Genomic DNA, 23,226 nt, shown 5'->3' on the forward strand with positions numbered 1-23,226 from the left:
GAACCTGAGTCTATGCGGTCACGCGCGTGCGGACGCGCGGATATCCGCGCGCTCGTCCGGTCCGGCGGCCGCCGCTGCGCGCGCGCTCGCGGATGCGCGTGCACCCGCCCGTGCATCGGACCGTGCAATGCCTGTTCTCCGCGTGGATCGGGTGCCGGGAGGCCCGGCGCCTGTCACGTCAGGGGCAGCGGATGACCTGACCGGCGTACGACAAACCGCCGCCGAATCCGAACAGCAGTACCGGCGCGCCGGACGGGATCTCGCGCTTCTCGACCAGTTTCGACAGCGCGATCGGGATGCTCGCGGCCGAGGTGTTACCGGACTCCACGACGTCCTTGGCGACCACCGCGTTGACCGCGCCGAGGCGCTTGGCCAGCGGCTCGATGATCCGCAGGTTCGCCTGGTGCAGGACGACGCCGCCGAGCTCTTCCGGCTTCAGGCCGGCCTTCTCGCAGACCTGCTTGGCGATCTCCGGCAGCTGCGTGGTGGCCCAGCGGAAAACGCTCAGACCCTCCTGCTGGAAGGGGCCGTCGCGGCCTTCGATCCGGACCGCGTCCGACATCTCCGGCACCGAACCCCAGACCACCGGACCGACGCCGGGGTCCTCGTCCGCGACCACGACCGCGGCGCCCGCGCCGTCGCCGATCAGCACGCAGGTGGTGCGGTCGGTCCAGTCCGTCCAGTCGCTCAGCTTCTCGACGCCGATCACCAGCGCCTTCGAGGCGGCGCCGGCCCGGATCGCCTGGTCGGCGGTGGCCAGCGCGTAGGCGAAGCCCGAGCAGGCGGTGTTCAGGTCGATGGCGGCCGGGTTGCCGAGGCCGAGCCGGGCGGCGACGCGGGCCGCGATGTTCGGCGACCGGTCGATCGCGGTGCAGGTGGCGACCACCACGTAGTCGATCTCGGTGACGTCCAGGCCGGCGTTCGCGATCGCCTTGTCGGCGGCGCGCCAGGCCATCTCGTCGACCTGCTCGTCGGGGGCCGCGATCCGGCGCTCCCGGATGCCGACCCGGCTCTGGATCCACTCGTCGTTGGTCTCGACCATCGTCGCGAGCTCGTCGTTGGTGAGCACCCGTTCCGGCTGGTAGTGGCCGAGCGCGACAACTCTGGATCCGGTCATCAGGTCTCCTGCGGTCATCGACGTACGCCGGTGCTCCACACTGAACCCGGCGGGGGCGCACCCAGCGTACGTTCCCGGGCCAGGCGCTGTTGATCCCCCGTCTCAGCTGTGGCGCGCGCCACAGGGCGTCAGGCGAGACCCGCGGCCATCAGGGCGGAGCGCAGATCGGGGGCCGCGAAGGTGCGCAGACCGTACTTCTTCTGAATGTCCATCGGCTTCACGTCCTTGCTCCGGTTCGGGATGTCGGCGGGGACGATCGCCTTGGTGAACCCGAGCCGGGCCGCTTCGGCGAGCCGCTTCTCCAGGCCGCCGACGCGCCGCACCTCACCGGCCAGGCCGACCTCGCCGATCGCCACCAGGCCGGGGTGGATCGGCTTGTCCATCACCGAGGACGCGACCGCGATCGCGACCGACAGGTCCGCGACCGGCTCGGTGATCTTCACGCCGCCGACGGTGGCGACATACACCTCCTGGTCGGCCAGTTTCAGGCCGGCCCGGTTGCCCAGGACGGCGAGCACCATCGCGACCCGGGACGACTCCAGCCCGGACGTGGTGCGGCGCGGCTGCGGCGCGGCGGACGGGCCGACCAGCGCCTGGACCTCGGCCAGCAGCGGGCGGCGGCCCTCCATCATCACCGTCACGCAGGTGCCGGCCACCGGCTCGGCGTGCTCGGAGACGAACAAGCCGGTCGGGTCGGTGACCTCGACGATCCCGGTGTCGACCATGTCGAAGCAGCCGACCTCGTCCGACGGGCCGAACCGGTTCTTGGTCGCGCGCACCATCCGGAACCCGGAGTGCCGGTCGCCGTCGAACGCGAGCACCACGTCGACCAGGTGCTCGAGCATCCGCGGACCGGCGATCGCGCCCTCCTTGGTGACGTGGCCGACCAGCACGACCGCGATGTGCCGCTCCTTCGCGAGCCGGACCAGCGCACCGGTCACCTCGCGGACCTGCGTCACACCGCCCGGCGCGCCGTCGACCTCCGGGTGCGCCATGGTCTGCACCGAGTCGATCACCAGGAACGACGGCTCGACCGCGTCGACCTGGCCGACGACCGCGGACAGGTCGGTCTCGGCGGCCAGGAACAGGTCGTCGACGAGCGCGTCGGTCCGCCCGGCCCGCAGCCGGACCTGCGCGGCCGACTCCTCGCCGGACACGTAGAGCGTCCGCTGGCCGCCGCGGGCCGACTGCGCCGCGACCTCCAGCAGCAACGTGGACTTGCCGACGCCGGGCTCACCCGCGAGCAGGATCACGGCGCCCGGCACCACGCCGCCGCCGAGCACCCGGTCGAGCTCGCCGATCCCGGTCGGCCGGGACTCGGCCTCGATCGCGGACACCTTGGCGATCGGCATCGCCGGCGACGTCACCGGACCGGCGGTGATCCGCGCTGCCTTCGGCGCACCGATCTCGGCGACCGTGCCCCAGGCCTGGCACTCGCCGCACCGCCCGATCCAGCGCGCCGAGGTCCAACCGCACTCGGAGCACGCATACGAGGCCTTGCTCTTCGCCTGGGTCGCCGCCTTCGCCATGCGACCAACCTATTTCAGCCCGCCGACAAAACGCCTGAAGGCGCGTCTCAGCCAGGTGCCCGGCGTCCGGCGGGGCGGGTCGTCGGCGACCACCGGCAGCTCCGAGGTACGGCGGGCCGCGTCCAGGTACTTCGTCAGGATCTCGCTCGGCGACGTCCGCAGCATCGAGCTCTGTTCGAGCAGGTCGAGGGCCTTGTCCAGGTCGCCCTCGGTGACGGCCGCGGAGCCGAGGTGCTGCAGGCAGCGGGCGTGGCCTTCGCGTTCGTCGACCTCGGCGTACAGATGGGCGGCGTGCTCCCAGCGACTGCCGGCCTCGTGCGGGTTGCGCCGCATCCAGGCGGCCACGCCCATCAGCTCCAGCGCGTGTGCCTGCCCGCTCAGGTCGCCGGCCGCGGTGGCGCGGGCGAGGGCCGGGCGCAGCTGATCGAGTGCGCCTTCGCCGTCGTGCTGGTACAGGTGCACGACGGCGAGGTTGATGGCGATCGCCACGTCGGCCGCCAGGTCCGGGCCGGGCCGGGTGAGCCGTGCGTCGTCGAGTCGGTCGCGGGCGTTCAGGACGGCCTCGTCGCGGTCGTTCCCGGCCGGTGCGCGGTCGGCGCGGGCGAGGTGCAGCAAGGCGCGTTCGACCTGGCGCCGCATCTTCAGCGCGGCCGCCGTCCGGCCGTGCGCCGCGATGTTGCTCGAGACACCCAGGCGGGTCGTGGCCGCGTCGAGGTCGCCCAGCATCCGGTACGCCGTGGCTGCGCGCGCTGCGGCCAACTCGGCGAGGCCACGGCGACCGCTGGCCTCGGCTGTCGTGGTGAGGAGCTCGCTGAGCTGGAGCAGTGCATCGGGATCGGGGTGTCGTACGTACCAGGCTTCGAGGGCGTCGCAGATCCGGGCGAAGTCGTCGACCGCCGCGTTCTGCCCCTTCTCGCTGGCGAGGAGCTTACGCAGCCAGTCCTCGTTGAGCGCGAACCACTCGGCCGCGGCCATGCCGCCGGCGTCGGACCCGAGCGCGATCATCCACTGCTCGGCCTCTTCGGCGGCCGCGTGCAGCGGGGTCACACCCTGCGAACGCCGTCGAACGATCCGGGACCGCCAACGCCACAGAGCGAAGGCGACGAGCACGAGCAGGCCGGCCACCGAGTAGCCGACCCACTGCACGATGCCACGCTGGCCGAAGCTCTGGCTGAGCAGTTGTGAGACGAGATCGGTCAGCACGCCGGACACGACACCGCCGACGAACAAGAAGAACACCTGGGTCCGCGACGGCTCCTCGTCCTGCCGGTCCAGAGCCTTGTCCTCCTCCTCGCTCATGGCCGGCTCCCTGTCGTCAGCCCGCGCACGACGATGCGCCAGAAGGTGAGCATCAGAACCACGGGCACTACCGACGCGACGACAGCCGCAGCGGCGACCGGTCCGCTCGACGTAGAGAACTGCCGCGCCTCACCCCACAGCACCAGTGACAGCGGCGTCGTGCCCGGGCCACTGATCAGGAACCCCACGATGAAGTCGTTCCACACCAGCGCGAACTCCAGCACCGCGACAGCAACCAGTGCGGGCCGGTAGGTCCGCTGCACGGTCGCCAGTACGGCGCTTTGACGCGCTGGTCCCTGCAACGCCTCGGAGACCAGCGCAGGCGGCGCGGACGCGAAGGCGGAGCGCAGCAGCAGTACGGCGAACGGCAGACCTGCAGCCGCATGTACCAGCGCCAGCGCGACCCTGGACCCGGCCAGGCCGGCCGTGTCGATCGCGTCCCGCAGCGGAGCGGCGTACATCTGCACCGGCGTCACGGCCAGTACGACGAACACACCCATCGCGATCCGACCGAGCCGCGTCGGCAGGCCGCCCCACGCGACCAGGTACGCCGTGGGCACGGCGATGACGAGCAGGACAGCCGTCGCCGCGGCCGCGATGACCAGCGTGGACAGCAGCGCTCTGAACAGCCCGACATTCGCCGCTGCTCCGAACGACGAGAACCCGAGCCCCGAGAACGACCACCATCCGCTGAGGCCGGCCTCCCGTGGCGAGTGCAAGGCCGTGGCGACGAGAACGACGGCCGGGAAGATCCACACCAGTGCGACGGCGAACCCGATGAACCACCCGAACCGCCGTACCTTCCGGGCCGGCTTGGGACGCCCCAGCGACGGGTCCGGCCGTACGACGGTCACAGGCATCGCCCAGCGTCGCCGGCGGAGCCCGCGGACGCCGATCAGCCCGACCGCCGCGACGATCGCGAACAGGACGACACCGAGCGCCGCCGTACGTCCGGAGTCGCCGCCTGTGGTGGTGGCCCGCCACCAGTTCAGCCCCAGCACGTCCGCCGAACGCTGCATGGATCCGGGTACGACGATCAGCACCAGGTCGAAGACCCGCACGGCCGCGATGACCAGCGTCAGTGTGACCACACCGGTGATGGGACGCAGCAGTGGGATCTCCAACGCCCGCAGCCGTCTCCAGCCCTTCACGCCCTCAGCGGTCATCGTCCGCGTCACGTCGTCCGGTATCGCGTCCAGACCGGCGCGAAACAGCGACACGACGTACCCGAGCCACGTCCAGCCGAACGCCGAGACCAGGACCAGCCAGAACAAACCAGGGCCGAGCCACACCGGACTGGAGCCGAACAGCCGCGTCGAGACGGCGGTGATCGTCCCGCGTTCCGGTGTCGGGTCGAAGATCAGCCGGAACGTCGCACCGGACACCAGGATCGACACGGCGAACGGAATGACCAGTGCGGGCTGCAAGAACGTGGTGACAGCCGGGAGCCGGTAGCTCAACAGTGCGAGGAAGAACCCGACCGCCACCGTGCCGAACGCGACCAGCACCCACAACAGGCTGTTGCCCACGGCATGCAATGCGGAGGGGTCGCCCATCACCGCGAAGTTGCCGAGGCCGAAGCCGCCGTCGGTCCGGAACGCCGTCACCACGGTCACGCCGATCGGTACCAGCAGCAGACAGCTCAGCAGCAACGCAGGCAGCCCCAGCAGGTACGGTCCGGCGGGCCGCCGCGGTCTGCCCTGGACCGGACGGCCGGTGATCTCCCGGCCGACGACCTCGAGCGACAGGCCGTTGGTCTGCAGGCCCATCAGCTCTCCTCCACTGTCCGCAGGTCGGTCATCGCGTCGTCCACCGCGTCCGCGACGTCGGCCTCGCGCCGGCCGACCGCGATCAGGAAGTCGGTCAGCACGCGCCACAGGCCGTTGATGTCACCGATGCGCCCGAGCTGGTCGGACAGGTCGAACCGCAGTTGCTCACCCGGCTTGGTCAGCTGCTCAGCCAGCCGGGTGAGCTCGGGGGAGTAGCCACTGGTCCGGCCGTCGACCAGGAACCCGCCCTCCGCGATCCACGGGTCGGCCGCGGTCGGCGCGGAGAGTCGTCGTACCAAGTCGCGTGCGTCCTCGGTGGTCGGCTTCGGCAGCACCATCACGTCACCTCCGACGACCACGGGCGCCGCAGCTCCCGCAGTCATGGGAGGGAACGTGAAGAGCCCTATGTCGTCGGGATCTGCGGCGAACGAGCGCACTACCGGCTCAGCGAAGTCGGATGCGAGCACCATGGCGGCCCTGCGGTGCCCGAAGACCTCCACCAGAGCATCCGGGAACTGCTGGACGAGCGACTCCTTCACGCCGCCTGCGAGCACATTGGGCGCCGACCACATCGTGCCCAGCAACCGCAGCGCGGCTGCGACCTCCGGGTGCTGCGACGGACGCGGGTCGGTAGCTGTCGCAAGTCCGGCGTACACGGACGGCGCGATGCCCAGCAGGATGTTCTCCAGGAAGTCGGTCAGCACCCAGCCGTCACCTGCGGCCAACGCAAGTGGTGTGACACCCGCTTGGGTCAGGGCCTGGTTCAGCGTCAGCCACTCGCTCCACAGCCGCGGCGGTTGCACGCCGGCCTGCCGGAACACCGAGGGCCGGTACCAGACGGCGGACTTGTGCGCTGTCTTGAACGGCACGCCGTACGTCGTTCCCTCGTGGACCAGGAGCTCTTTCCAGAGGCGGGCCTGGCCGAGCTTGGCGATGTCGTCGGGGATCGGCTCCAGGTCGGCCAGATGCCGCGGGACCAGGCCCGGCTGCGGCAGCATGACGATGTCCGGCCGGCGCGTGGAGCGGGCGCCGAAGGCGGTGGAGATGTCGTCGCCGAGCGGTACGACCTCGACCGGGTAGTCCAGCGCGCCCAGGCCGTCCAGCACCTTGTGGAACGCGCGCAGTTCCTCACCGCTCCAGCTGACAGCGACCCGGACCGCACGCCGCAGTCCCAGTACGTCACTCGAACAGCCGGTGAGCAGAAGCGTCGCGGCAGCGGTCCCCAGGAACGCTCTGCGGCTACTCGGCATCGACGAATCCCGCCGTACGCGCCGCGCTGGTCGTGATGAGCAGCAGAGCGGCTGAGGCAAGGTCGGGGTTAGGCCGTAGCGACAGGAGCGATCCCCACGTAGGCAGGCCGTTCGCGTCCTCCAGCACGATCGCCCGGGGATAAGCGCCGAGTGCGCGGGCCACTCCGGCCAGACGGCGCCGGCCGGGCGTGATCTCGTACGGGTAGCGATCCAGCACGTCCTCCAGCCCGCAGCCGATGGCCTTGACCACACTCGCTTCCCGCGCAGCCTGTTTGGTGACCGGCTGCGAGGTGCGGTGCCCGTGCATCACGTTGCCGAGCACTGTGAGGTGGGGGAGCAGACCGCCTTCGGCCGGCACCAGCCGGACCGCTCCGCCGGCCAGGACCAGCGCTCCGGGCGGCGGCTCGTCCAGTCCGGTCACGACGTCGGCCAGCCTGCGACGGTCGGCTGCCTGAGGCACCACCACCGCACGCTGCTCACCGACGTCGACCCGGAGCCTGTGCGGCAGCCCCGGCACGCGTTCGAGCAGCAGTCCGTCCATCCGTGCCTGGCGCCTCCCCAGCAAGCCCCGTCGAGTGGTTCGTCAACCCTATGAGGCGCGGAGGTCGGTCCGCAGTGCGCAGAGTGTCGTCTAGAACCGCTTGCTCCAGAGGTTGATCGCGTAGTCGACCTCGACGCCCGTGTGCGAGGCGAGGATCCGGCGGGCGTCCTTCGGGGTGAACTCGATCTTCACCACCGCCTCCAGATCGGCACGGGTCTCGAACCGCCAGCCCATGTCCAGTGGTGTCCGGTGCCAGCCGCGGTCGGCCCAGAACCGTTCCACCACCGGTGCCTTGATCATCGGGTACGACGTCCGGAACCACTCGCCGAACGTCGACCGGCTGCCGTCGTTGTCGATCACGAACGCGGTCCCGCCGCGGCGCATCACCCGGTCCAGCTCGGCCAGCCCGGGCTCACACCCCGGCCCGAAGAAGTACGCCCAGCGTGCGTGCATCACGTCGATCGACGAGTCCGGCACCGGCAGGCGTTGCGCCGTACCCTGCCGGACTTCGACGTTCGGCAGGGCGCTCGTCCGGCGCCGGGCCGCGTCCGCGAGCGCGCCGTGCGGCTCGACGCCGATCACCCGTCGGGCGGTCGCCGCGAACATCGGCAGGTGGAAGCCGGTGCCGCAGCCGATGTCGAGCACCGTCGCGCCGGCCCAGTCGCGGATCGCCCGCAGGGCCGGTTCGATCACGCCGTCCGGGTCGACCGCGCGGTTCTCGAGTTCGTACACCTTCGGGTGGTGCCAGATGTTCGGACTCGGGATCCCGCCCTCCGCGATGCTCACACCGCTAGACCCTAGCCAGTGCCTGTTTGGTGGTGGCGGCGAGCACGGCGGCCGGAATGAGGAGGATGCCGCAGAACACCGCCAGCCAGTGGAAGCCGAGGTAGGCGAGGACAGGGCCGGCAGCCGTGCCCGAAAGGGAAGCCAGGACGCCCATGGTGAGGTCGGACAGGCCCTGAGCCGACGTACGGATGCCGTCGGGGACGGACCGCGACAACAGGGTCGACCCCGCGACCAGGCAGGCCGACCAGCCGAGGCCCAGGGTGAACAACGCCAGCCCGGTCAGCGCGTGCGCGTCGTCCGGCGCGACCGCGGCCAGCGTCATCGCCACGGCCAGTACGCCGAGGCCGATGCCGATCGTGGGGATCCGGCCGAGCCGGTCCGCCAGCCAGCCGGTCAGCGGGGACAGGGCGTACATCCCGGCCACGTGGCCGCTGATGACGAAGCCGACGATGGTCAGCGACGCGCCGTGGTGCCGCAGGTGTACCGAGGTCATCGACATGACGCCGACCATCACCGCGTGCGCCGTCGCGATCGACAGCAGGCCCAGCCGCGCATGCGGGATGCTGATGACCTGGCGGAACGTCTCACCGAGCGGCTGGCGCTCCACCTTGGCCGGGCGCACCTGGCTGCGCATCCCGACCCACACCGTGGCCGAGCTGAGACCGAAGGCGATCACCGAGAACACGTACGGGCCGGCCAGCGCCAGGATGCCCAGCGACGCGCCCACCTTGCCGCCGACCCCGGTCAGGTTCGGGCCGACGATGACGCCGATCGTGGTCGCCCAGACGACCACGGCCAGCGACCGGGCGATGCGGCTCGGGTCGGCCCCGTCGGTTGCGGCGTACCGCGACTGCAGGTTGGAGGCGGAGCCGCTGCCGAACAGACAGCCCGCGGCCAGGAGCAAGGCCAGCGAACCGGTCTGGGCGGCGACGATCGTCAGTACGGCGCCCACGCACGCGATCAGGTAGCCGGTCGTCAGCGAAACCCTTCGGCCGCGGGTGCGGGCAAGGCCGGCCAGAGGGACGGCCAGGGCGGCCGCGCCCAGCGTGGTCGAGGTCGCCACCAGGCCTGCCAGTGACGTCGAGCCGGAGACGTTCTCCGCCAGCAGGGCCGCTACCGCGAAACCGCTGGCCGTCGCGACGCCGCCGAGCGCGTTGCTCGCCACCAGGACCCGGAGAGTTGTCCGCTGCTGCTCGCTCGTCACGGGCAAACCCTCTCATGAACCTGACAGGGAAGGCGCTTATAGGATCGTCCTGACATAACTCGAGCCGCGCGCTTCCCCTGGAGTCCGGATGTCCGACATCGCGATCGTTCCTGCCCCGCGAGAACTCACCGTCCACGAAGGCCGCTGGGTCACCGCCGATCCCATCGGCGAGGCTGTCCGGGACGTCGTCGAGAACCTCGACGCCGCCGAGTACCGGATCGAGATCACCGCTGAGGGCGCCCGGCTGGCGGCCGGCTCCGAGGACGCGCTGCGGCACGCGGAGACGACGTACGCCCAGCTGGTCGAGGCCGCGGCGGAGGCCGGGGGCGGGAAGGTCGCCGTGCCGCTGGCGCACGTCGCCGACGCGCCGCGGTTCGGCTGGCGGGGGACGATGCTCGACGTCGCGCGGCACTTCATGCCCAAGGAGTTCGTCCTCAAGGTCATCGACGTCCTCGCCCTGCACCGGCTGAACGTGCTGCACTTCCATCTCACCGACGACCAGGGCTGGCGGGTCGAGATCGAGGCCTACCCGCGGCTCACCGAGGTCGGTGCGTGGCGGGACGGGACCATGGTCGGCAAGATGTCGCACGGCCAGACCGAGTTCACCTACGACGGCACCCGGCACGGCGGCTTCTACACCAAGGACGACCTCCGCGAGATCGTCGCGTACGCCGCGGAGCGCGGCATCACCGTCGTGCCCGAGATCGACCTGCCGGGGCATATGCAGGCCGCGATCGCGGCGTACCCGGAGCTGGGCAATCACCCGGACCAGCAGCTGACGGTGCGGCAGGTGTGGGGGATCAGCGACGACGTACTGAACGTGAACGACGCGACGGTCGAGTTCGTGAAGACCGTGCTGCGTGAGGTGCTGGACATCTTCCCCTCGGAGTACGTGCACCTGGGCGGCGACGAGTGCCCGTCGGTGCAGTGGGCCGAGTCGGACGAAGCGCAGAAGCGGCAGGCCGAGCTCGGGCTGGACGAGCCGGGCCAGTTGCAGGGCTGGTTCACCGCGCAGGTCGCGGAGGTGCTGGCCGAGCGGGGGCGCCGGCTGGTCGGGTGGGACGAGATGGTCGAGACCGACTGTCCGAAGGACGCGGTCATCATGGCGTGGCGGAGCGCCCAGCGCGGCGAGGTCGCGGCGAAGGCCGGGCACCAGGTCGTGATGGCGCCGTGCGAGTCGGTGTACTTCGACTACTACCAGGGCGACCCGGCGACCGAGCCGCTCGCGATCGGCGGCAACATCCCGCTGGAGAAGGTGTACGACTTCGAGGTGGTCCCGGCGGCGCTGTCCGACGAGGAGAAGGCGCTGATCATCGGCACCCAGTGCCAGATCTGGACCGAGTACATGGAGGGGCCGGAGCAGGTCGGGTACATGCTGCTGCCCCGCCTGTCCGCCTTCGCCGAACGCGCCTGGGGCTCCCCGAAGGTCTCCTACGACGAGTTCCTCGGCCGGCTCCGTCCGCACCTGGCGCGGATCGAGCGCCTCGGCGTGAACTACCGCCCGCTGGACAGCTGAGGGGATCACCAAATCCGCGTTATCCCTGGTGGCCGGGGTAGACGATCCGGCCGGTCCTGGCGAAGGATTGCCAGGTAGGCCGGGTCGGGGAGCGGAGGCGCGCATGACCGCGGTAGGGCCGCTGGATGCGATGTTCCTTGGCGGGGAGACTCGCGAGCAGCCGATGCACGTCGGTGGGCTGATGCTGTTCGAGCTTCCCGAGGGCGCCGGGCGGGATCACGTGTTCCCGGAGATCTCGCGGGACTTCGTGTCCTGGCTGTACCACGAGATCGTGGCGGCGCCGGAGGTGAACCCGCTGTTCTCGCGCCGGGTGCGGAACCGGCCGGCGGACCTCGGCTACTGGTCCTGGGAGCAGGACGACGCGATCGATCTGGAGTACCACGTCCGGCTGTCCGCGCTGCCGCGCCCCGGGCGGTTCCGGGAGCTGTTCGAACTCACCAGCCGCCTGCACGGCACGCTTCTCGACCGGCACCGCCCGCTGTGGGAGATGCACCTGATCGACGGCGTCGAGGGGCGGCGCTTCGCGATCTACAGCAAGATCCACCACTCGATGATCGACGGCGTCACCGCGCTGCGGTGGATGCAGGCCACCCTCACCACAGACCCGAATCAAACGGATATGCCCGCGACCTACGCCCTGCCCGGCGTAGGCGGCGAGGGCCTCCCTGCCGGTACAGAGTCGGGTGGCGGGATGTCTACTCCTGCGGAGTTGCTTGCGGCCATCGGGAGGCTTCCTGGGCGGGCGGTCGGGGCCGCGGCGCACGGGGTCGGCGGCGCCGGGCAACTGCTGGCGGAGTTGGGTGGGTTGGCTCCGGCTGGGCTGAAGGGGCTGCTGCAGGCGACGATGCCGTTTCAGGCGCCGCGGACGATCTTCAACCAGCCGGTGACGGGTGCGCGGCGGTTCGCGGCGCAGTCGTGGCCGATCGAGCGGTTGGAGAAGGTCCGGGCGATCACCGGCGCAACGCTGAACGACGTCCTGCTGGCGATGTGCTCAGGGGCCCTGCGCAACTATCTGCTCGAGCAGAACGCCCTGCCCGACAAGGCGCTGACGGCGATGGTCCCGGTCTCGCTCCGGACCAAGGACGACGCCCCGGGCGGCGGCAACTCGCTCGCCACCCTGATCGCCGACCTCGCCACCGACGAGCCGGACCCCGAGCGCCGGATCCGCCGGATCATGTTCTCGACCACCCAGGCCAAGGGCGTCCTGTCCGGCCTCACCCCGCTCCAGAACCTGATCGTCGGCGCACTCGGCTTCGGTGTCGCCGGCCCCGCCGCGATCCTCCCCGGCGTGGCCGGCCGGACGCCCCCGCCGTACAACGTGGTCATCTCGAACGTCCCCGGCCCCACCGACAGCCCGCTCTACTGGAACCGCTCACGCCTGCTCGGCATGTATCCCGCGAGCATCGTCCTGAACGGCCAGGCACTGAACATCAGCGTCACCAGCTACGCGCACGAACTGCACTTCGGCCTGGTCGGCTGCCGCCGCACCGTCCCACACCTGCAACGCATGCTCGGCCATCTGGAAACCTCCCTGGACGACCTGGAACACCTTCACTGAAGCAGCGCGTCCGCCTGCGACACAGCCTGCTCCAGCCCTTCGGCCATGCCGGTCGCGAGCAGCTGATCCATGTGCTCCCGGGAGTCGAACGACGCGCGCAGCTCCATCCGCGTGCCACCGCCGTCCGGCGTGAGCTCGACTCGCACCGTGTTCGGGTCCAGCCGCTCGTCGAGCGTCCCGTCCGCGTTGGCGAACGCGTCGACGAACTCCAGCGACTTCGGCGGCTCCACCGCGGTGACCTGCCAGCGTCCGTGGTACTTGTCGCCCTCCGGGCTGGTCATGTAGTAGAACACCCGCCCGCCCGGCGTCAGGTCGTGATCCACCACGGTCGCGGGGTACGCCGGCGGGCCCCACCACTGCTCGAGCTTGCGCGGGTCCGCCCACAGGTCCCACACCCGCTCGGCCGGCGCGTCGAAGTCCGCGACCAGGGTCAACGTCAACGCGTCGAAATCCTTGTCCACACTGGTAACGCTCATGGTTCCTCGTCCCCTTCGCCCGTCGGTGCGCGCTCGGCCGCCAGCAGTCCGGACATCCGCTCGACGCGGGAACGCCAGGTGAGCTCGAGCTGGTCCAGCGCGTCCCGGGCCCGCCGTACGGCGTCGATCTCGCTGCGTACGAGCTGCTCCCGGCCACGTCGTTCCTTGCTCACCAGCCCCGCCCGCTCCAGTACCGCGACGTGCTTCTGCACCGCGGCGAAGCTCATCGGGTACAGCCCGGCCAGCTGCGAGACCGAGGCGGACCCGGTCAGGCACCGCCGGACGATGTCCCGCCGCGTCGCGTCCGCCAACGCGTGCAGCAACCGATCCGCGATCACCTCATCTACAACCATTTGGTTGTACGTTAGGTCGCGCGGAGCGTCAGGTCAAGGCTTGCGGTGATCAGACCCGGACGGCGCCGTTGGGGGTCTGGAAGGTGGCCGCGACCAGGCCGGGCTGGCCGTTCGGGCCGGCCCAGGTGACGTCGAGGTCGTCGAGGAGGTGGTCGGCGGGGTGGCCGATCCAGTCGGTCACCCGGGACGGGTCGCCGGCGATCTCCAGGCCGGTCAGCTCGATACCCTTGCCACCGATCGACGGGTGCTCGGCGAGGTCGTCCCAGTGGATGAAGAACGGCAGCTGCGGGTCCGCGATCAGGCCCTTGACGCCGATCTGCCGCCAGGTCAGGTTCACCCCGTCCGGCCGGTGCCGGTTGCCGGGCACCGCCTGCCGGCCGAGGCGCTTCTCCATCGCCTCCATGTCGCGGACCGCGACCACCCAGCCGAGCCAGCCGCCGCCGAGCTCCTTGCGGGCGCGGACCGCCTGACCGAACGGCGCCTTGTCCGACGCCGGGTGGTCGAGCACGTCGACCACCTCGATGTACCGGTCGTTCTCCAGCGGCAGGATGTGGTTGACCGTGCCGAACCGCGGGTGCACCCCGCCGTCGACGAACTCCGCGCCGAGCAGCCCGGACAGGCGCTCCAGCGTGGCCGCACAGCCATCGGGTCCGCACGCGTACGACAGATGATCCAGACGCATGTCAGTCATTGTTGCGTCTCGGTCCGACAGTCGACACACCCAGGGTGTGTCGGAGCTATTTCGAGGCGGGGTGCGGCAGCAGCGGCCGCGCCGCCTCCAGGTGCTGACGGCACAGCTCGGCGAGCACGTCGTAGGCCTTCAGGCCCATCAGTGTCTGCAGCTCGACCTTGCTGGACTCGAACACCGGCTCGACGGCGATGTGCGCCTCGGTGTTACCGGTGCAGTACCAGTCCAGGTCGTGCCCGCCCGGGCCCCAGCCGCGCCGGTCGTACTCCCCGATGCCGACCTCGGTGTACGTCGTGCCGTCCGGCCGCTCGACCTCGCGGAAGGTCCGCCGGATCGGCAGCTGCCAGCACACGTCCGGCTTGGTCTCGACGAAGTGCACGCCGCGCTTCAGTGCCAGCCCGTGCAGCGCGCAGCCGGCGCCGCCGGAGAAACCCGGCCGGTTCAGGAAGATGCACGCACCCTCCCAGACCCGCGTCTTGCGCTCGCCGTCGTCGTCGGTCTCGACCCAGCCGTTGGTCCGGCCCTCCTTGCGGAACTGCCAGTCCTCCTTGCCGAGCTCCTTGACGTACTTCTTCACCCGCTTCTCGTCGTCGGCGTCGGAGAAATGCGCACCTAGGGTGCAGCAGCCGTCGTTCGGCCGGCCCTTGTAGATCCCCTGGCAACCACCGCCGAAGATGCAGCTCCAGTTGGAGGTCAGCCAGGTCACGTCGCAGCGGAAGACCTGGTCGGGGTCCTCGGGGTCGGTGAACTCGACCCAGGCACGGGGGAAATCGAGAGAAACCTCAGGCACCTGAAAAGCGTACGCGCCGAACCCCCGCATCCGTGAATGCACTGCTCAGGGCACGTCTCCCGATCCCACGCCTACTGCGCGGCACTCGGCGGGCACCTCGCCGAGCTGGAGCGAAGGGAACGATGAAACCACATCGACCCCTCCGCTCCAGCTCGCCGAGGCACTCCGCCGAGCACCTGCTCGCGACGGCGTGGGATCGGGAGACGCACCCTCTCCGGTTGTCCGCTAGCGTGAGGGTATGCGGCTCGGCGTACTCGACGTGGGATCCAACACCGTCCATCTGCTCGTGGTGGACGCGCACCGTGGCGCCGCCCCGCTGCCGGCGTACTCGCACAAGACCGAGCTCCGGCTGGCCGAGCACCTGGACAAGGACGGCCGGATCGCCGAGTCCGGCGCCGACGGGCTGATCGCGTTCACCAAGGAAGCCGTCGAGCTGGCCGAGGACAAGGGCTGCGAGTCGGTGCTCTCGTTCGCGACGTCCGCGCTCCGCGAGGCGCCGAACGGCGAGAAGGTGCTGGCCCGGGTCCGGGACGAGACCGGCGTCGACCTCGAGGTGCTGACCGGTGAGGACGAGGCCCGGTTGACGTTCCTGGCGGTCCGGCGGTGGTTCGGCTGGTCGTCGGGGCGGCTGGCGGTGTTCGACATCGGCGGCGGCTCGCTGGAGATCGCGGCCGGGTCGGACGAGCAGCCGACCGTGGCGGAGTCGGTGCAGCTCGGCGCGGGCCGGCTGACCCGCGAGGGGCTGACCGCGGACCCGCCGGACAAGGACGAGGTCCGGGCGCTGCGCCGCCGGATCCGGCTGGAGCTGGCCGCGGTCGCCGGTCCGGTCCTGCGGGCCGGTAAGCCGCAGCGTTCCGTCGCCACCAGCAAGACGTTCCGTTCGCTGGCCCGGATCGCCGGCGCGGCCCCGTCCGCCGACGGGCCGTACGTGCCGCGCACGCTGAACCGCGACGACCTGAACGAGTGGATCCCGAAGCTGACCAAGATGTCGGCCGCCGAACGGGCCGCCCTGCCCGGTGTCTCGCCCGGCCGCGCGTCCCAGCTGACCGCCGGCGCGCTGGTCGCCGACGCCGTGATGGACCTCTTCGACCTGCCCGCGCTCGAGGTCTGCCCGTGGGCCCTGCGTGAGGGCGTCATCCTGTCCCGGCTCGACCAGCTGCAACCCCGGTGAACGAATGAACCCCCGTACGACCGCGAAGATCGGCCTGTCCACCGCCTCCGTCTACCCCGAGTCCACCGCCAGCGGCTTCGAACTGGCCGCCCGGCTCGGGTACGACGGCGTCGAGGTGATGGTCGGGATCGATCCGCTCAGCACCCAGATCGACGCGGTCCAGCGCCTCGTCGACTACCACCAGTTGCCGGTGCTCGCCGTGCACGCGCCCTGCCTGCTGATCACCCAGCGGGTCTGGGGGACCGACCCGTGGGGCAAGCTCGAGCGCAGCGCGGAGGCCGCCAAGGACCTCGGCGCGGACGTGGTCGTCGTGCACCCGCCGTTCCGCTGGCAGCGGGAGTACGCGCGCGGCTTCGTCGAGGGCATCGCCCGGCTGGAGGCGGAGACCGGCGTGATCTTCGCGGTCGAGAACATGTACCCGTGGCGCGCCCCGGGCAAGGGCCTGCAGGCGTACGCGCCGAGCTGGGACCCGACCGAGCAGAGCTACGCGCACACCACCCTCGACCTGTCGCACGCGTCCACCGCTGAGCAGGACTGTGTCGAGCTGGCCGCGACGATGGGCCGGAGCCTCACCCACGTGCACCTGACCGACGGCACCGGATCCGCCAAGGACGAGCACCTCGTGCCGGGCCGCGGCACGCAGCGCGCCGCCGACCTGCTGGCCGTCCTGGCCAAACAGGACTTCCGCGGCCACATCGTCATCGAGATCAACACCCGCCGCGCGGCCAGCCGGTCCGAGCGCGAGGTCGACCTGGTCGAGTCGCTGGAGTTCACCCGCAAGCACTTCGTGAAGTCGGCCGCGCGCCGGACGCCGTTCGCGGTCACGCCCGAGGGGGAGATCTCGGAGCTGACTCCGTGACGGTTTCCCGCCGTACGCCGGGACGCCGGCCGGGTGGGCCCGACACCCGGGGCGAGATCGTCCGGGCGGCCCGGGAATCCTTTGCGGACAAGGGGTTCGCGGCCACCTCGATCCGCGCGGTCGCACGCCAGGCCGGTGTCGACGCCGCGCTCGTGCACCACTACTTCGACAGCAAGGACGAGCTGTTCATCGAGGCGATGGCGCTGCCGCTGGACCCGCGGCAGGTGGCCGCCGCGATCCTGGACGGCTCCCGCGAGGATCTCGGCCGGCGGATCGCGACCGTGTTCCTCGGCGTCTGGGAGTCCGACGAGGGACAGCAGCGGATGAAGGCGATGCTGCGCAGCGTCGTGACCAGCGACGAGGTCGCCCGGATCATGCGCGAGGGGATGACCAGGATGATCCTGGAGCCGGTCTCGCGGTTCATCGACGTCCCGGACGCGAAGCTGCGGGTCGGGCTGATCGCGAGCCACCTGATCGGGATGGCGCTGACCCGGTACGTGGTCGAGTTGGAGCCGGTGGCGTCCGCCGACCTGGACACCCTCGTCGAGCGGCTCGCGCCGGCGATCCAGCAGTACGTCTCCGGCTGATGGAGATCCCGACCGATCAGGAGATCCGCGCGCTGCACCGGGACCACGCGCCGAGCCGGTCGTCGTTCGAGCTGGTCCACGAGCACTGCCGGCTGGTGTGCTCGGTGGCCTCGCAGTTCTTCGCCGGCCTGGACATCGACACCGACCTCGTGCGGGCGGGAGCGCTGCTGCACGACATCGGGGTCTACCGCCTGGAATCGACCGCGTACGTGCGGCACGGCGTCCTCGGGCACGCGTTGCTGGCATCGCTCGGCTTCCCGGTCGAGATCTGCCGGTTCGCGTCGTGTCACACCGGCGTCGGGATCACCCGCGAGGACGTCGTACGGCAGGCGCTGCCGATCCCGGTCGACGACTACCTGCCGCGGACGCCGGAGGAGGAGCTCGTGCTGTACGCGGACAAGTTCCACAGCAAACGGCGCCCGCCGGTGTTCCTGTCCGGCGACACGTACGCCGCCGAGGTCGGCCGGTTCGGCGCGGACAAGGTCGAGCGGTTCGGGGCGCTGCGGGAGCGGTACGGCGATCCCTCGCTGGACGCGTTGAGTGCAGCGACCGGGTACGCCGTCGTCTGAATCTCCCTGTTGCCAGCGGGCAGCGTGCGCGCTAAATTCATCATATGATGAAAAACGCGGTGAGCTGCCGTGACGTCGTCGTGGTCCGCGGCGACCGGGAGGTCCTGCACGGCGTCGGGTTCGACCTGCGGGCCGGGACCGTGACCGGGCTGCTCGGGCCGTCGGGCTGTGGCAAGACGACGCTGATCCGGGCGATCGTCGGCCTGCAGGCGCGGGTGACCGGTGACGTGTCGGTCCTCGGGCTGCCGGCCGGCGCGCCGAAGCTGCGCGGTCGGATCGGCTACGTGACGCAGGAGCCCAGCGTGTACGGCGATCTGACCGTCACCGAGAACCTGCGCTTCTTCGCGGCCGTCCTCGGGGTCCCGTCGCCGGATGTCGAACGGGTCGTCGAGGCGGTCGATCTCGCATCGCACGCGGACGCCCGGGTCGACCAGCTGTCCGGCGGCCAGCGCTCGCGTGCCTCCCTCGCGGCCGCGCTGCTCGGCAGTCCTGAGCTGCTGGTGCTGGACGAGCCGACCGTCGGCCTGGACCCCGTGTTACGCCGCGATCTCTGGAACCTCTTCCACGAGCTCGCCGACGCGGGCGCGACGCTGCTGGTGTCGAGTCACGTCATGGACGAGGCGTCCCGCTGCGACCGTCTGCTGCTGATGCGGGACGGCGAGCTGCTCGCCGACGACACACCTCAGGACCTGCTGCTGTCGGCCGGCACCAACGACATCGAGCAGGCGTTCCTCACCCTGATCGAGCGGAAGGCCGGTGCGCGATGACGCCGCGAGTGACGTTCGCCGTTGCGGCCCGGGTGCTGGCGCAGCTGCGCCGGGACCACCGGACGGTGGCGATGCTGATCGTGCTGCCGACGCTGCTCGTCAGCCTGATGTGGTGGATGTTCACCGATTCCCCGATGGTCTTCGACCGGATCGGCGGGCCGCTGCTCGCGGTCTTCCCGTCCATCATCATGTTCGTGGTCACGTCGGTCGCGACGCTGCGCGAACGGTCCACCGGCACCCTCTCCCGGCTGTTCACGATGCCGATGGGCAAGCTGGACTTCCTGCTCGGGTACGCGCTCGCGTTCGCGCTGATCGCCGTCGTCCAGGCGCTGGTGGTCGTCTCGATCGCCTTGTACCTCCTGGATCTGGACATCCAGGGCGCCGCCTGGCAGCTCGGTGTGGTCGCGGTGCTGGACGGCGTGCTCGGTACGGCGCTCGGCCTGTTCGCGAGCGCGTTCGCGGCGACCGAGTTCCAGGCCGTGCAGATGATGCCGGCCGTGATGATCCCGCAGATCCTGCTGTGCGGCCTGCTCGTCCCACGCGACCAGCTGCCGACGGTCCTGCACGCGATCAGCGACGTGCTGCCGCTGTCCTACGCCGTCGACGCCGTCCTCGGAGTTGCTGCAGGCAACGGATTCACCACCGGGACCGGTGGCGACACCCTGGTCGTGCTCGGCTTCATCCTCGCCGCGCTCGGGCTGGGCGCCGCCACCCTCAGACGTCGTACGGCCTAGCTCACTCGCCGAACAGCCAGTCGGACTTCACCGGCGGGGCCCAGCGGAAGTAGCTGGGGTCGGCGAACGTGCCCGGTACCTTGCCGTGGCCGGTGATCGACGTCTGCACGCCGTCCGCGTGGCCGAACGTGTAGAGGTACGCGGACCTGGTGTCCTTGTCGATGCCGACGACAACGGTCCCGTAGTTGCCGCAGGCACCGGCGACGAGCGTCTCGAAGCCCTGCCAGGTCGCCGCCCGCACCTTGGTGACGACCGGCCGCAGCTGGGCGTTGACCGGGATGCGGATGGTGTACAGCGCGCCGCCGCGGGTGTTCGCGAGGAACGTGTCGTACGCCGCGGCCTTGCTGATCAGCGTCATCGACTTCACCGCCGAGAACCCGGCCGCCGAGCCGTACGCCTTCCAGGCGCCGGTGTCGCCGACGACCCACCGGAACAGCACGCCGTCCGAACGGAGCGCGTACTCGTAGGTCCGCGGGTGGGTCAGGTCGTTGTTGAACACCGACGTCTCGTGGTCGACGAACCTGCTCCACCCACCGCCGATCCGCGCCAGCTCCGACGACGTCACCTTGCCACTCTTGTCGAGCTCGAGCCAGTGCTGATACATGGAGTCCCCGAGCACCACCCGCCCGTGCCGGGAACTACCGGTCGGCGTCGCCTCATTGACGAGCGAGCCCACCATCCGCACCGCCCCGTCGCCGTAAACGTTGGGCACAACACTCCGAGCCCCCGGCACCGGCGGGGCCGCCGCGGTCAGCCGCTGCAGTGTCTGGTCACCACCGGCCGTCACCGAGCCGAGATTCACCCCGCAGGCCGCGGTGGTCGCTGTCGTCCCGGCGACGGCAGTGGTCGCACCCGCGGCGGCCATCCCGGCCGCCGCGAGCAGAGTCAAGGTCGTACGAAGTTTCCCCATGTCTCCCCCTTCGAAAGTTCGATGGGTGAGACCTACGACGCGACCTTTTGGTTGGTAACGATTCGTACGGGTTCCCGGCGGCTCAGGACGCGGCGCGGGGCTCCAGCACCTTGACGACCTTTCCGTCCTTGTCGAAGGCGGTGACCTTCAGATCGTTCATCGTGGCCGTCGTCGGCGGGCTCAGCCAGATGTAGGCGAACCAGCCGTCGGTGACCGGGATGTCGGTGGTCGCCGACGGGCCCATCTGGAGATGGATCCGGGTCGCCGAGCTCGCGACCCGGCCCCAGGCGCGGACCTCCCAGCAGCGCTTACCCGAGCATGCCTGGCCGCTCAGATCCCGGCCGGTGTAGAGATCCGCGCGTTGCGAACCCTTCGCCGGGGTGAGGATCGGGTCCTGCACCTGCCGCAACGAGTCCAGGTTCAGGAACGTGGTGCCGCGCATCACCATGCCGCCGTCCAGCGAGTTCTTCTCGATCTCACAGGCGATCGCCTTGCGGCCGTCGGGTGACACCGCGGTCAGCAGCACGCTCGGCCAGGTCTTCGACCGCGCACTGGCGACGATGCGCCACTTGGTGACGTCGACCCAGGTCTGGGCGGAACAGTTCAGCAGTTGGGTCGCGGGGTCGGTCGGAACCGGGTCCTTCCGGAGCTTGGCCAGGAGTGCCGCCGTGGGCCTGTCACCGCCGGGAACTGTGCACATCTGCATCTTGTCGCCGACCTTGGGAAGGGCGCGGGACACGGCTCTGTCGCCGATCCGGTACCCGCCGACGGTGTCCGCCAGGGGAGCCTTCAGGTCCGGAAGGCGTAGCCGGCAACGGCGGAGCGCCTCCGCGTTGCTGACCGGCACACCGACGGTGTCGTCGCCGCGCGTGACGCCCGCCACCGACTCGAAGGCCGCCTCCTGGTGCTGATCGCCCGCCACGGGAGCGTCGTCCGTGCGGAACTGGTTCGGCAGGACGGCGGCGGCGACGGCGATCGCCGCAACGCCCACCGCGGCGCCGCCGGCGGTCAGGATCCGGCGGCGCCGGCGTCCCCGGTGACCGCGATCCAGCAGATGGGCGGTGTCCATCGGCTCGAGCTGCTCCGCGTCAGCGAGTCGGTGGAGTTCGGTGCTGACCTCGCGTGTGTCTTCCATCTTGGTCTCCTTCACAGCGCTCGGCTCGCCCGGCGCTGGGCGATGGCTTGGCGGAGAGTGGTGAGGGCGCGGGCTGCTTGGCTCTTCACCGTGCCTGTGGAGCAGCCGAGGATGTCTGCGGTCTGCTCGACGGACAGGTCCTCGTAGTACCGCAGTACGACGCACGCCCGTTGCCGTGGGCCCAGTGAGCGCAGGGCCTCGAGGACCTCGTCGCGGTCGGCGTGCCCGATCGCGAAGTCGTCGTACCCGGCCTGCTCGGGGACGTCGGCGATCGTCACCTCCCGGCGCCACGGCCGGCGTTTCCCGTCGTACGCCGCGTTCACCACCATCCGGCGCGCGTACGCGAACGGGTTGCCCATCCGCCGGACCTTCGGCCAGGCCAGGTACAGCTTGTACAGCGCGTCCTGGACGATGTCGTCGGCCCGGTGCCGGTCACCCGACACGAGGAACGCGGTCCGCCGTAAGGCCGCCTCGGCCCCTTCGACGAACTCGACGAACTCCCGGTCCCGCTCCGCCATCCGAGCCTCCACTCTCCATCTCCCCCTCAAGACGAAAAGCGCGAACTCCCGGGTTGCATCAGCCCGAGAGGTGGGCGACGTTGTGCCAGGCGGGGTCGGGGGACGCGGTCAGCGTCACCTTGCCGTGCGGCCAGCCGGTCGTGGCGGCCTGGAGCTGGGCGTCGGCGGGCGTGGTGCCGTCGACGTAGTAGTGCAGGATCCGGACACCGGCGGACGTCTCGTGGGCGAGAAGGTTGCCGGAGCCGCCGAGCCGGTCGGTGAGGTGGTCCTCGAAGGCCCGCAGCTCGTCGAGCATCTCGGACTCCGGCAGCCCGTCGTCGCGGACCAGCGGATAGTGGATGGCGACCGCGACATGGGTGTCGAGATGCGGCCGGCGGATCGACCGCAGCGGGTACTCCGCGGTCGCGATCACCCGCTGCCCGTCACGCGTACCCTCCAGCATCTTCCACGCCGGGCTGCCGTCCTCCAGCGTGTGCTCGGCCGCGAACCCGGCCACCGCCGGCAGCAGTTCCGTCACCGGTACGGCGTCCTGCGGCGCGTCCGGCAGCGTGTCGATCGCGCCGACCCAGGTCTCCACCATCTCCTCGCCGAGCACCAGGTCGAGGATCAGGAACGTCACCCGCCGCTGTGCGTCCACCGACAGCGACGGGAAGACGGGGTGGTGGACACCGACGTGCACGGCGGCCGCGTCGGGCTCGATCGACACCACCGACTCGTCGATCGCGACCGGTGGGAGCCCCTCGAACTGCAGCGTCACCGCGGGACCGGGGCGGCGCAGGTCGGCGTACTCCCAGACCTGGTCCGACGGCGGAGCGGCGCGCAGCCAGCGGCGGGCGATCGCCCGCTGCGCCGGGTTGCCGGCCGCGGTGACGATCAGGACGTGCTCGGCGTGCAGCCCCGGGCCGAGCTCCCACTCCAGGTCGGGGTGGATGCGGGCGACCCGCTCGTTCAGTTCCGCGTTCGCGTCGGTCGGCTCCCGGCGGGTGACGGCGCTCGCGACGCCGGCGGCTCCGGTGCTGGACCACCACGACCAGAACGCGCCGATCGGGTCGGCCTCCACGGCGTTCCGGCGGCGGCGCTTGAAGATGGGCATGGCCGCA

At 70.7% G+C, this 23,226-nt stretch carries 24 protein-coding genes; 8 read left to right on the forward strand and 16 right to left on the reverse strand.

What is annotated here, in order from left to right; all coding sequences use genetic code 11:
* Positions 1-178 precede the first annotated feature (178 nt).
* The 8 genes from ABZW60_RS28660 to ABZW60_RS28695 form a co-directional block, all read right to left on the reverse strand.
* Entirely contained in the window at positions 179-1,117 is a 939-nt protein-coding gene (locus tag ABZW60_RS28660; protein ID WP_355481977.1) for a beta-ketoacyl-ACP synthase III, read from the reverse strand.
* Between the two features lie 128 nt (positions 1,118-1,245).
* Positions 1,246-2,646: a DNA repair protein RadA gene (gene radA / locus ABZW60_RS28665; RefSeq protein ID WP_355481979.1), complete on the reverse strand. Its 1,401-nt coding sequence runs from the start codon at positions 2,644-2,646 to the stop codon at positions 1,246-1,248.
* 9 nt (positions 2,647-2,655) lie between these two features.
* Positions 2,656-3,945: a hypothetical protein gene (locus tag ABZW60_RS28670; protein ID WP_355481981.1), complete on the reverse strand. Its 1,290-nt coding sequence runs from the start codon at positions 3,943-3,945 to the stop codon at positions 2,656-2,658.
* On the reverse strand, positions 3,942-5,714 hold the full coding sequence (locus ABZW60_RS28675; protein WP_355481983.1) for an ABC transporter permease subunit: 1,773 nt from the start codon (positions 5,712-5,714) through the stop codon (positions 3,942-3,944). Before ABZW60_RS28675 ends, ABZW60_RS28670 begins: the two co-directional genes overlap by 4 nt.
* Positions 5,714-6,964: an ABC transporter substrate-binding protein gene (locus ABZW60_RS28680; protein ID WP_355481985.1), complete on the reverse strand. Its 1,251-nt coding sequence runs from the start codon at positions 6,962-6,964 to the stop codon at positions 5,714-5,716. The genes ABZW60_RS28675 and ABZW60_RS28680 overlap by 1 nt, the downstream gene beginning before the upstream one ends.
* Positions 6,954-7,505: a hypothetical protein gene (locus tag ABZW60_RS28685; RefSeq protein WP_355481987.1), complete on the reverse strand. Its 552-nt coding sequence runs from the start codon at positions 7,503-7,505 to the stop codon at positions 6,954-6,956. The genes ABZW60_RS28680 and ABZW60_RS28685 overlap by 11 nt, the downstream gene beginning before the upstream one ends.
* A 90-nt stretch (positions 7,506-7,595) precedes the next feature.
* Complete coding sequence (locus ABZW60_RS28690; RefSeq protein WP_355481988.1) at positions 7,596-8,291, reverse strand: class I SAM-dependent methyltransferase; 696 nt, start codon at positions 8,289-8,291, stop codon at positions 7,596-7,598.
* A gap of 4 nt (positions 8,292-8,295) precedes the next feature.
* Positions 8,296-9,495, reverse strand: coding sequence for an MFS transporter (locus ABZW60_RS28695; RefSeq protein WP_355481990.1), 1,200 nt, complete (start codon positions 9,493-9,495; stop codon positions 8,296-8,298).
* Between the two features lie 88 nt (positions 9,496-9,583).
* Between ABZW60_RS28695 and ABZW60_RS28700 the strand changes: the two genes are divergently transcribed.
* Both ABZW60_RS28700 and ABZW60_RS28705 read left to right on the forward strand, forming a co-directional pair.
* A complete protein-coding gene (locus tag ABZW60_RS28700; RefSeq protein WP_355481992.1) occupies positions 9,584-11,011 on the forward strand; it encodes a family 20 glycosylhydrolase in 1,428 nt (475 codons plus the stop codon).
* 103 nt (positions 11,012-11,114) lie between these two features.
* The gene (locus ABZW60_RS28705) at positions 11,115-12,569 is read left to right on the forward strand and encodes a wax ester/triacylglycerol synthase family O-acyltransferase (protein ID WP_355481994.1); all 1,455 of its coding nucleotides are present in this window, start codon (positions 11,115-11,117) and stop codon (positions 12,567-12,569) included.
* Here the strand turns inward: ABZW60_RS28705 and ABZW60_RS28710 are convergent.
* Genes ABZW60_RS28710 through ABZW60_RS28725 form a run of 4 tightly spaced genes read right to left on the reverse strand, consistent with a single transcriptional unit; the run spans position 12,563 to position 14,876 of the window.
* Entirely contained in the window at positions 12,563-13,045 is a 483-nt protein-coding gene (locus ABZW60_RS28710; protein WP_355481996.1) for an SRPBCC domain-containing protein, read from the reverse strand. The two genes, ABZW60_RS28705 and ABZW60_RS28710, sit on opposite strands and share 7 nt — an antisense overlap.
* Positions 13,042-13,398 (reverse strand): metalloregulator ArsR/SmtB family transcription factor, encoded by a 357-nt coding sequence (locus ABZW60_RS28715; protein WP_355481998.1) that lies wholly within the window; start codon positions 13,396-13,398, stop codon positions 13,042-13,044. Before ABZW60_RS28715 ends, ABZW60_RS28710 begins: the two co-directional genes overlap by 4 nt.
* Positions 13,399-13,447: 49 nt before the next feature.
* The gene (locus ABZW60_RS28720) at positions 13,448-14,080 is read right to left on the reverse strand and encodes a VOC family protein (protein WP_355482000.1); all 633 of its coding nucleotides are present in this window, start codon (positions 14,078-14,080) and stop codon (positions 13,448-13,450) included.
* Between the two features lie 55 nt (positions 14,081-14,135).
* The gene (locus ABZW60_RS28725; protein WP_355482002.1) at positions 14,136-14,876 is read right to left on the reverse strand and encodes a hypothetical protein; all 741 of its coding nucleotides are present in this window, start codon (positions 14,874-14,876) and stop codon (positions 14,136-14,138) included.
* Positions 14,877-15,114: 238 nt separating this feature from the next.
* Here ABZW60_RS28725 and ABZW60_RS28730 point away from each other — a divergent pair, with 238 nt between their 5' ends.
* From ABZW60_RS28730 to ABZW60_RS28755, 6 genes are read left to right on the forward strand one after another with little or no spacing between them, the layout of a single operon-like run.
* Entirely contained in the window at positions 15,115-16,047 is a 933-nt protein-coding gene (locus ABZW60_RS28730; protein WP_355482004.1) for a Ppx/GppA phosphatase family protein, read from the forward strand.
* 4 nt (positions 16,048-16,051) lie between these two features.
* A complete protein-coding gene (locus ABZW60_RS28735) occupies positions 16,052-16,906 on the forward strand; it encodes a sugar phosphate isomerase/epimerase family protein (RefSeq protein ID WP_355482006.1) in 855 nt (284 codons plus the stop codon).
* Positions 16,903-17,493 (forward strand): TetR family transcriptional regulator, encoded by a 591-nt coding sequence (locus ABZW60_RS28740; protein ID WP_355482008.1) that lies wholly within the window; start codon positions 16,903-16,905, stop codon positions 17,491-17,493. The genes ABZW60_RS28735 and ABZW60_RS28740 overlap by 4 nt, the downstream gene beginning before the upstream one ends.
* Positions 17,493-18,062, forward strand: coding sequence for an HDIG domain-containing metalloprotein (locus ABZW60_RS28745; RefSeq protein ID WP_355482010.1), 570 nt, complete (start codon positions 17,493-17,495; stop codon positions 18,060-18,062). Before ABZW60_RS28740 ends, ABZW60_RS28745 begins: the two co-directional genes overlap by 1 nt.
* A 44-nt stretch (positions 18,063-18,106) precedes the next feature.
* On the forward strand, positions 18,107-18,829 hold the full coding sequence (locus ABZW60_RS28750; RefSeq protein ID WP_355482012.1) for an ABC transporter ATP-binding protein: 723 nt from the start codon (positions 18,107-18,109) through the stop codon (positions 18,827-18,829).
* The gene (locus tag ABZW60_RS28755) at positions 18,826-19,563 is read left to right on the forward strand and encodes an ABC transporter permease (RefSeq protein WP_355482014.1); all 738 of its coding nucleotides are present in this window, start codon (positions 18,826-18,828) and stop codon (positions 19,561-19,563) included. Before ABZW60_RS28750 ends, ABZW60_RS28755 begins: the two co-directional genes overlap by 4 nt.
* Before the next feature lies 1 nt (position 19,564).
* Here the strand turns inward: ABZW60_RS28755 and ABZW60_RS28760 are convergent, their stop codons facing one another.
* The 4 genes from ABZW60_RS28760 to ABZW60_RS28775 all read right to left on the reverse strand — a co-directional run bounded on the left by ABZW60_RS28760 (position 19,565) and on the right by ABZW60_RS28775 (position 23,219).
* Positions 19,565-20,473, reverse strand: a complete 909-nt coding sequence (locus tag ABZW60_RS28760) for a hypothetical protein (protein ID WP_355482015.1) — start codon at positions 20,471-20,473, stop codon at positions 19,565-19,567.
* Between the two features lie 82 nt (positions 20,474-20,555).
* Complete coding sequence (locus ABZW60_RS28765; protein WP_355482017.1) at positions 20,556-21,608, reverse strand: hypothetical protein; 1,053 nt, start codon at positions 21,606-21,608, stop codon at positions 20,556-20,558.
* A gap of 11 nt (positions 21,609-21,619) precedes the next feature.
* Positions 21,620-22,126: a SigE family RNA polymerase sigma factor gene (locus tag ABZW60_RS28770; RefSeq protein ID WP_355482019.1), complete on the reverse strand. Its 507-nt coding sequence runs from the start codon at positions 22,124-22,126 to the stop codon at positions 21,620-21,622.
* Positions 22,127-22,184: 58 nt separating this feature from the next.
* Positions 22,185-23,219, reverse strand: coding sequence for a DUF695 domain-containing protein (locus ABZW60_RS28775; RefSeq protein ID WP_355482021.1), 1,035 nt, complete (start codon positions 23,217-23,219; stop codon positions 22,185-22,187).
* Positions 23,220-23,226 lie beyond the last annotated feature (7 nt).

It is taken from the genome of Kribbella sp. NPDC003557 (assembly GCF_040610805.1).
GTDB lineage: Bacteria > Actinomycetota > Actinomycetes > Propionibacteriales > Kribbellaceae > Kribbella.